Below are 8,853 nucleotides of genomic sequence, written 5' to 3'. Positions count from 1 at the left end.
CTGAGGAGCCGCCGCGCGATGCCTGCCTGGGCTTGATCCATGGCGGCGACGAAGGATCTTGTATGCGAGACTCGGGGCCGGCTTCCAGGCATGAAGCCGGCCCCGTGGTTTGGACACAAGATCCTTCGGTCGCGCCAAAGTCCTGCGCGTGTTCACGTTACGCGCGGCGCTCCCTCAGGATGACGCTCGCTGGGGCTCCGTTGAAGGGCAGGTTTAGCAACATCCGCTGAGGGCCCTGGCGGACCTGAGCGCGCTGGATGCATAGGGCGGCGAAGGATCTTGCATGCAAAACGACAGGCCGGCTCCCCGCGTGGGAGCCGGCCTGTCGCTTTGCGCGCAAGATCCTTCGTCGCCAGAGGACCGTGCACGGGCGTGGATCGCGCGGCGGCTCCTCAAGATGACCAACGCGGAGGGCGAGTCAGCCCTCGCGCTCCACGAGGTCGCCCCACTTGAGCTTGCGGCGCAACGTCTGGAAAAAGCTCTGTCCAGGGAAGCGCACGAGCTTGACGGGCTGCTCGGCGCGGCGCGCGACGACCTTCTGGCCCGGCAGCAGCCGCTCGCCCTCCTGGCCGTCGATGGTGAGGATGAGCTCCTCCGTGGGCGACAGCACCTCGATGGTCACCGTCTCGTCCGCGGGCAGGATGAGCGGACGCACGCCCAGCGTGTGCGGGCAGATAGGCGTGGCGATGATGCAGTGCACCGCCGGCGACACGATGGGCCCACCAGCGCTCAGCGAATACGCCGTGGAGCCCGTGGGCGTGGAGAGGATGATGCCGTCCGCGCTGTAGCTGCCCACCACGTCGTGCATGGAGCTCATGCTCAGGCGGATGACGCGCGCGGCGCCCGTCTTGTGCAGCACGGCGTCGTTCAGGGCCAGGTGCGTCTTCCCGCGCTGCCCGTCCACGTGCACGGCGTTCACCGCCAGCACCAGCCGCTCGTCGATGGCGAACTCGCCCGCCAGCCAGTGCGACAGCGCCTGCTCCACCTCGTCGCGCGGGGCAGAGGTCAGGAACCCCAGGTGGCCCAGGTTGATACCCAGCACGGGCACGCCCGCCAGCACGACGAGGCGCGCGCCCCGCAGCAGCGTGCCGTCGCCGCCCAGGGTGATGAGCAGGTCCAGCTCCGCGCACACTTCCGGCGACAGCACCTCGCCGTCGCCCATGAGCTCGCGCAGCTCCTCCTCGTAGTACAGCGAGACCCCCTCCCGCCCGGCGAATGCCTGGAGGCGGGCGAGGGTCTCGCGCAGGATCGCGTAGTTGGAGTGGCCGACGACGCCGACGCGGCGGGGGCGCACGCTCACGCCGTCTCGGCCAGCTTTCGCAGCGGCTTGCCCAGCAGCTCGCGGCCGCGGGCGGCGATCCCCTCGGGGGTAAGCCCCAGCTCGCCCAGCAGCTCGGCGCGCTCGCCGTGCTCCACGAAGGCGTCCGGCAGCCCCATCGTGGCGCCGCGCACGCCCGGCCAGCGGTCCGCCACGTAGCGCCGCACGTACGCGCCGAATCCGTTGGCCTCCGTCCCCTCCTCCACCGTCAGCACGAAGCCGTGGTGGGGGAACAGGCGCTCCAGGGCCGCCTCGTCCAGCGGCTTGATGAACCGGCAATCGACGACGGTGGCCGACACGCCCTCGCGCTGCAGCGTCTCTGCGGCGGCCAGCGCGGGGAGCACCATGGTCCCCGTGGCCAGGATGGCGAGGTCCTTCCCCTGCCGCAGCGTCTCCCACGTGCCGTACGGCACCGGCTCGATCTCCGCCACCGGCCGCGGCAGCGCGGGCACGGCGTCGCGGGGAATGCGGATGGAGACGGGGCCCGTCGTGTGCGCCAGGGCCGTCTTCATCAGCCCGATGAGCTGCTCGCCGTCGCGCGGGGCCGTAACCGTCATCCCCGGGATGGTGAGCATGTAGCCGATGTCGATGCCGCCGTGGTGCGTGGGGCCGTCGTCGCCCGCGATGCCCGCGCGGTCCATCACGAACGTCACCGGCAGGTCCTGCAGCGCCACGTCGTGCACGATGCTGTCGTAGGCGCGCTGCAGGAACGTGCTGTAGATGGCGACCACCGGCTTGACCCCCTGCGTGGCCAGGCCGGCCGCGAAGGTCACGCCGTGCCCCTCGGCGATGCCCACGTCGAAGAATCGGTCCGGGTGGGCCTGCTCGAAGATGTCCGTGCCCGTGCCCGTGGCCATGGCGGCCGTGATGGCCACCACGTCCCGGTCCTCCGCCGCCAGCGCCGTGAGCGCCTCGCCGAACACCTGCTGGTAGCGCGGCAGCCCGCCGGACGACTTCTTGAGGGGCGCGCCCGTCTCCTTGTCGAACAGGGCGGCCGCGTGCCACTTGACCTGGTCCGCCTCGGCCGGCGCGAAGCCCTTGCCCTTTTTGGTCAGCACGTGCACCAGGCGCGGGCCCGTCATCTTCTTCACCTGCTCAAAGGTGCGGACCAGCGCGCCCACGTCGTGCCCGTCCACGGGGCCCACGTAGCGGAAGCCCAGCTCCTCGAAGAGCATGCCGGGGACGAACATCCCCTTCATGGCGTCGTCCGCGCGCACGGCAAAGTGCTCCACCATCTCGCCCAGCGTGCCAAAGCGGGGCGCGGCGTGCACCATCTTCTTCACTTCCTCGCGGATGCGGTTGTACAGCGGCGAGGTGCGAACGCCCGTGATCTTCTTGTGGATGCCCAGGTACTTGTGCAGCGCCCCCACGTTGGGGCTGATGGACATCTCGTTGTCGTTGAGCACGACGATGAGGTCGCGGTCCGTGTGGCCCGCGTTGTTCAGCGCCTCGTACGGCAGGCCGCACGTCATGCTGCCGTCGCCGATGACGGCGATGACCTCGAAGTCCTGGCCCTTGATGTCGCGCGCGGCCGCCACGCCCACGGCGGCCGAGATGCTCGTGCCCGCGTGCCCGGCGCCGAACACGTCGTACTCGCTCTCGTCGCGGCGCAGAAAGCCGCTCAGCCCGTGGCGCTTGCGGATGCTGTCCATCCGCTCGTTGCGCCCCGTGAGGATCTTGTGGGGATACGCCTGGTGGCCCACGTCCCAGATCAGCTGGTCGCGGGGCGTGTCGAAGGCGCGGTGCAGCGCCACCGTGAGCTCCACCGTGCCCAGGTTGCTGCCGAAGTGGGCGCCCTTGTGCCGCGACACCACGTCGATGATGCGGTCGCGCACGTCCACGCACAGCTGCTCCAGCTGCGCTTCGGAAAGGGCGCGGACGTCTTCGGGGGTCTGTACGGTATCCAGGAGCGACACGGGCTCATCCTCGGGTCAATTGCGACGGGGCGCGATCCAGCAGCACCCTCTGGGCCATCAATGTAGACGACTGAGCCGCGTTCGTCCAATCTCCGGACGGCGGATGGAGATGGATGCACTCGGCGGGCCGCGGAGGGACACCCTGCACGCGGCGTCCACCGACTCACTTTATGGTATAAAGCAAACAGCGCGCCGTCAATGCCGGGGCGGTCACGAAGGCTTGTGCCGCCGGCGGATTTCCGTGAGAGTGGAGATGAAGTGGATGCAGGATGCAGACGTTCCCCAGACGGACGAGACGCGATGAACGCCGTGCGTATGATCTACTGGGAAGAAGACGGTGCCTGGCTGGGGTACCTCGAGGCCTTCCCGGACTGCTGGACTCAGGGGGAGAGCCTGGATGAGTTCAAGGAGCACCTGGAGGAACTCTACACCGATCTCACGAGCGGAGACCTCTTTGCATCCACGGGGCAATCACGCTGATCGTCTCTCCGAAACATTCCGGGCGCGCCTGTCGGCGAGTCCGGCTAGGGGTGAAGCGCGAACGCCAGCACGGCGCCGTACAGCGCGCCCACGACCACCTCGAGCGGCGTGTGGCCCAGCAACTCGGCGAGGCGCTCCAGGTCCAGCTTGTGGTGCTCGCGCAGGCCCTCCACCAGCTGGTTGAGGATGCGCGCCTGGTGGCCGGCCGCGCGGCGGATGCCCGTGGCGTCATACATGGTGATGAGTGCGAAGAACGCCGCCAGGCCAAAGACGGCCGAGCCCCAGCCCTCACTGAGCCCCACGCCCACGGCCAGCGCCGTCACCGACGCCGAGTGCGCCGACGGCATCCCGCCCGTGCCGATGAGCCGCGTGAAGTCCGGACGGTTCCGGCGGATGAGCGTGCGCATGAACTTGAAGCCCTGCGCCGTCATCATGGCCAGCAGGGCCAGCGCGAGCGGGGGATTCCACCCGATCAGCGGGCCGAACCACTCGCGCAGGGGGCTCACCGGCCGCGCTCCAGCACGAACGCCGCCAGCGCCTCCAACTCCGCCGAGCGAATGCCGGCCGCGTGCAGCGCGTCCACGGCCCGGGCCACGCGCTCGCGCGCCATCCGCTCGGCCACCTCCAGCCCGAACAGCGAGGGATACGTCGCCTTCCCCGCCCCCACGTCCTTGCCGGCCGTCTTGCCCAGCTCCGCGTCCGTGCGGGTGACGTCCAGCACGTCGTCCACGATCTGAAAGGCCAGCCCCAGCTCGCGCCCGTAGTCCGTCAGGGCGTCCACCCGCCGCGCGTCCGCGCCCGCCGCCAGCGCGCCGATGCGCAGCGACGCCGCCAGGAGCGCGCCCGTCTTGAGGCGGTGGATGCGCTCCAGCCCGTCCGCGTCCACCCGGGCGCCGGGCGCCTCGCCCAGCAGGTCCAGCCACTGTCCGCCCACCATCCCCCGCGCGCCGCCCGCCGAGCACAGCTCCGCGACCAGCCGGCCCCGCGCGTGCACGTCCAGCCCCAGGTCGCGCGCGGCGGCGTCCAGCACGCGCACGGCCGCGGGGATGAGCGCCGCGCCCGCCAGCAGTGCCGCGCGCTCGCCGTGGACCACGTGCACGGTGGGCCGCCCACGGCGCAGGGCGTCGTCGTCCATGGACGGCAGGTCGTCGTGCACGAGCGAGTAGGTGTGCACGATCTCCAGCGCGCACGCCAGCCGGTAAACGGCGTCGGGCGGGTGCGCCGGCCGCACCACGCGGTACGCGCTCACGCACAGGATGGGGCGCAGCCGCTTGCCGGGCGTGGCGAGCGCGTACTCCACGGGCTCGCGCAGCGCGGACGGCGCGCCCTCCGCCAGCGTGGGCGCGATGCCGGCAAGGACGGCGTTCACCCAGTCGCGTTCGCGGTCCAGGAACGCGTGCACATCGAAGCCGGCGGGCGCGTCGGTCACGGCGGCCCCGGTCACGCGTCCTCGGGAAAGTCTTCCAGGCGATGCCCGCCCAGCCCGTCGTCCAGCAGCTGGCGGATGCGCTCGTCGGCGCCTTCCAGCGTGCTCTCGGCAAAGCGCAGCAGGCGTACGCCTTCTTCGAAGAGCGCCAGGGACTCGTCCAGCTCCAGCGACTCGCCCTCGATGCGCCCCACGATCTCGCCCAGCCGGTCGAGCGCGGCCTCGAAGGTCCAGTCGGCGTGGGGTTCGGCTCCGGATTGCGCCGTGGTCATGGTATTGGTCAGGACTGCTTGGGATCGAGAGATCAGGCGAACCTACGAACTGATTTGAGCGAAGATTCAGCGGCGGAGCGAGATTTCTCCCACGGGAGAGAGCCCCCACCCCCCGCCCCCTGCCCCCGCTGCGCGGGGGAGGGGGAGAACTTCTCCTTGGGGCGCATGGCCCGGCCGCGCGGACTGACTTCCCACTCGATGCCCGCGCACCCCACGGCCCCTGCCCGGTCTCGACCTGTCGGCGAAGGCCGACATCGCGGGGTCAGAGCCGCGATTTCAATCGCCGGGGGTGTGCGCACGGACTCCGCTGCTTCCGACTTGATCCAGCCTCGCTACGCGCTGAATGCGCGCTCCACGGATGGGACGGTGCGCCGCACCCTGAGCGGCCAATCCTCCCGGTCGACCACCCCGGGGCGCCTCGCGGGCTCCGCTACCCTGCGCGATCCTCGCCGTCCACTCCCTCCACCCGGCACTCCACCGATCCGTCCACGACCCGCAGACGGAACGCGGCACCGGGCGTAAAGTCCGCCGTGCGGCGCAGCACGCGGCCGGCCGGGTCCAGGGGGACGGCGTAGCCGCGCGCCAGTGTGGACAGCGGCGACAGGGCGTTCAGCCGGCCCGCCAGCACGGCCATGCGGTCGCGGCGGCCAGCCACCAGCCGCTCGCGGGCGTCGCGCAGGTCCAGCCGCGCCTCGAACAACCGCTCGCGGCAGCTCTCCACCCGGTCCTCCATGCACCGCCCCATCCGCTCGCCCAGATCGGCGAGCTCGCGCCGCAGCGAGGCGCGGTCCGGCACGGCGGCCTCGGCCGCGGCGCTGGGCGTGGGGGCGCGCAGGTCCGCCACGAGGTCCGCGATGGTAAAGTCCGTCTCGTGCCCCACGGCGCTGATCACGGGGACGGGCGACTCGGCGATGGCGCGGGCCACGGGCTCCTCGTTGAAGGCCCACAGGTCCTCCATGGATCCCCCGCCCCGCCCCACGATCAGCACGTCCGCGCACCCCGCCGCGCCGATGCGCCGGATGGCCGCCGCGATCTCGTCCGCCGCGCCCTCGCCCTGCACCCGCGCCGCGCTCAGCACGATGCGCGTCCACGGCGCGCGGCGGCGGATGACGCTGATCACGTCGCGCAGGGCCGCGCCCGCGGACGACGTCACCACGCCCACGCACGCCGGGTGCGCCGGCAGGGGCCGCTTGCGCGCGGGCGACGTGAGCCCCTCCGTCTCCAGCTTGGTGCGCAGGCGGTCGAACGCCAGCTTCCACAGCCCTTCGCCCCGCGCCTCCAGCTCGCTGACGACGAGCTGGAACTCGCCGCGTCCCTCGTAGATGGTCAGCTTGCCGAGGGCACGGACCTCCATCCCCTCCGTGGGCTGCGTGGGCAGGCGCCGGGCGTCCGGCTTCCACATCACGCAGCGGATCTGCGAGTCGCGGTCGCGCAGGCTGAAGTAGCAGTGGCCACTCCTGGCCCGCGTGAAGTTGGTCACCTCGCCGTTCACCCATACGGCGGGGAACGTCCCCTCGATGAGCGCCCGCGCGGCCGCGTTCAGCGTGGAGGGCGTCCAGCCGCCCTCCGGCGCCTCTTCCCGCTTCTGCTTTCCCTTCCGCGCCCGCTTGGGCGCGAGGGCGACCACCTCCGCCTCCACCGTGGCTTCCAGCTCCAGGATGGCGTCCACGGGGTCGTCGGGGAACCCGGCGTCCGCCTGCTGCGCGGCCACGCGCCGCGCCACCTCCGCGTTGCGCGTCTCGTTCAGGTCGTCCTGCTGGGCGGCCGCGGCGGAGGAGAACAGGTCCCAGGTCACCGGACGGCGGCGGCGGGGCGGCGGCGGGCGGACTCGTGCGCCCGGCGGGCCGCGGTGACGGTGTTGCGCAGCAGCATGGCGATGGTCATGGGCCCCACGCCGCCGGGCACCGGAGTGATGGCGGACGTCTTGGCCGCCACCGCATCGAAATCCACGTCCCCCTTGATGACGTAGCCCCTGGGCGACGTCGGGTCCTCCACGCGCGTCACCCCTACGTCGAAGACGGCCGCGCCCTCCTTGACCATGTCCGCCGTGATGAGCCCCGGCTTGCCCACGGCCACGACCAGGATGTCGGCCATGCGCGTGTGCTGGGCGAGGTCCACCGTGTGGCGGTGGCAGAGGGTGACGGTGGCGTTGGGGCCCGGCGCCATCAGCAGCGACGCCAGCGGCTTGCTGACGATGAGGCTGCGGCCCACGATCACCACGTGCCTGCCGTGCGTGTCGATGCGCTCGCGCCGCAGCAGCTCCATGATCCCCTCGGGCGTGGCGGGGACAAAGCCGTTGGGATCGCCCACGAAGGCGCGGCCCACGTTCATGGGGTGAAAGCCGTCCACGTCCTTGTGCGGCGCCACGCGCTCCAGGAACGTCTTGGAGTTCAGGTGCGGCGGAAGGGGCAGCTGCACGAGGATGCCGTGGATGTCGGGGTCCGCGTTGAGCCCGTCGATGGTGCCCAGCAGCTCGTCCGCCGAGGTTTCGGCGGGGAGCTGCAGCACGCGCGAGTGCATGCCCGCCGCCTCGCACGCGCGGGCCTTGCCGCGCACGTAGACCTCGCTGGCGCCGTCGTTGCCCACGAGCACCACCGCCAGCCCCGGCACTGTTCCCTCCGCGCGAAGCTGCGCCACCTGCGCCGCCACCTCCTCGCGGATGGAGCGCGCCACCGCCGTCCCGTCGATGATCCTGGCCACGATCCCCTATTTCCGTTTGAACTCGCCCTGGAGCACCCGCTCATAGGGAACGTCTACCCGCTCGATGGAGCGCGCAAGTCCCGTCTTGACGTCCACTTCCACCACCGCGCCCTGCAGCCGCAGGTCCCCGTCGGCGGGCTGCAGCCGCTCGCCGCGGGACTGCCGCAGCTGCCGCTCCACGGAGATGTCGGCCTTCATCCCGATGATCCCGTCGTGCCCGCCCGTCATCCCCAGGTCGGTAATGCGGGCCGTGCCACGCGGCTGCACGCGCTCGTCCGCCGTCTGCACGTGCGTGTGCGTGCCCACGACGGCCGCCACGCGCCCGTCCAGATGCCGCGCGAACGCCTGCTTTTCGCTCGTGGCCTCGGCGTGGAACTCCACGACGATCACGTCCGCTTGGCCCTTGAGCTCGGCCAGCATGGCGTCGGCCATGCGGAACGGGTCGTCGATGGGGGCCATGAACGTGCGCCCCTGCAGGTTCATCACCCCCAGCCGCACGCCGGCCAGCTCGCGGACCACCATGCCGTGGCCGGGGTTGCCGGGCGGATAGTTGGCGGGCCGCAGCAGCCGCGGCTCGGAATCCAGCAGGGGAAGGATCTCCTTCTTGTCCCAGACGTGGTTGCCCGTGGTGATCACGTCCACGCCCGACTCGAGGAACTCCGCCACGCCCTCCGGCGTGATGCCGAAGCCCCCCGCCGAGTTCTCGCCGTTGGCGATGACGACGTCGGCGCGCAGGTCGTT

9 protein-coding genes are annotated in these 8,853 nt (G+C 71.5%); 1 reads left to right on the top strand and 8 read right to left on the bottom strand.

What is annotated here, in order from left to right:
- Positions 1-418: 418 nt before the first annotated feature.
- A complete protein-coding gene (locus VFZ20_RS18475; protein WP_329685403.1) occupies positions 419-1,300 on the bottom strand; it encodes an NAD(+)/NADH kinase in 882 nt (293 codons plus the stop codon).
- Positions 1,297-3,234: a 1-deoxy-D-xylulose-5-phosphate synthase gene (gene dxs, locus VFZ20_RS18470; RefSeq protein WP_329685402.1), complete on the bottom strand. Its 1,938-nt coding sequence runs from the start codon at positions 3,232-3,234 to the stop codon at positions 1,297-1,299. The genes VFZ20_RS18475 and dxs overlap by 4 nt, the downstream gene beginning before the upstream one ends.
- Positions 3,235-3,534: 300 nt before the next feature.
- Between dxs and VFZ20_RS18465 the strand changes: the two genes are divergently transcribed.
- Positions 3,535-3,714, top strand: coding sequence for a type II toxin-antitoxin system HicB family antitoxin (locus tag VFZ20_RS18465; protein WP_329685401.1), 180 nt, complete (start codon positions 3,535-3,537; stop codon positions 3,712-3,714).
- Between the two features lie 44 nt (positions 3,715-3,758).
- Here VFZ20_RS18465 and VFZ20_RS18460 read toward each other — a convergent pair whose 3' ends face one another.
- From VFZ20_RS18460 to VFZ20_RS18435, 6 genes are all read right to left on the bottom strand, one after another.
- Positions 3,759-4,220 (bottom strand): divergent PAP2 family protein, encoded by a 462-nt coding sequence (locus tag VFZ20_RS18460; protein ID WP_329685400.1) that lies wholly within the window; start codon positions 4,218-4,220, stop codon positions 3,759-3,761.
- Positions 4,217-5,158, bottom strand: a complete 942-nt coding sequence (locus VFZ20_RS18455) for a farnesyl diphosphate synthase (RefSeq protein ID WP_329685399.1) — start codon at positions 5,156-5,158, stop codon at positions 4,217-4,219. Before VFZ20_RS18455 ends, VFZ20_RS18460 begins: the two co-directional genes overlap by 4 nt.
- Positions 5,155-5,412: an exodeoxyribonuclease VII small subunit gene (gene xseB, locus VFZ20_RS18450; protein ID WP_329685398.1), complete on the bottom strand. Its 258-nt coding sequence runs from the start codon at positions 5,410-5,412 to the stop codon at positions 5,155-5,157. The genes VFZ20_RS18455 and xseB overlap by 4 nt, the downstream gene beginning before the upstream one ends.
- Positions 5,413-5,842: 430 nt before the next feature.
- Positions 5,843-6,955, bottom strand: coding sequence for an exodeoxyribonuclease VII large subunit (xseA, locus tag VFZ20_RS18445; protein WP_414682949.1), 1,113 nt, complete (start codon positions 6,953-6,955; stop codon positions 5,843-5,845).
- 248 nt (positions 6,956-7,203) lie between these two features.
- Positions 7,204-8,112, bottom strand: a complete 909-nt coding sequence (locus VFZ20_RS18440; RefSeq protein ID WP_329685396.1) for a bifunctional 5,10-methylenetetrahydrofolate dehydrogenase/5,10-methenyltetrahydrofolate cyclohydrolase — start codon at positions 8,110-8,112, stop codon at positions 7,204-7,206.
- Between the two features lie 6 nt (positions 8,113-8,118).
- Positions 8,119-8,853: TIGR00282 family metallophosphoesterase (locus VFZ20_RS18435; RefSeq protein WP_329685395.1), on the bottom strand; the 735-nt coding region annotated here is incomplete at its 5' end.

Origin of the sequence: Longimicrobium sp. (genome assembly GCF_036280135.1) — a bacterium.
GTDB lineage: Bacteria > Gemmatimonadota > Gemmatimonadetes > Longimicrobiales > Longimicrobiaceae > Longimicrobium.
This window is presented reverse-complemented; position numbering and strand designations above follow the sequence as displayed.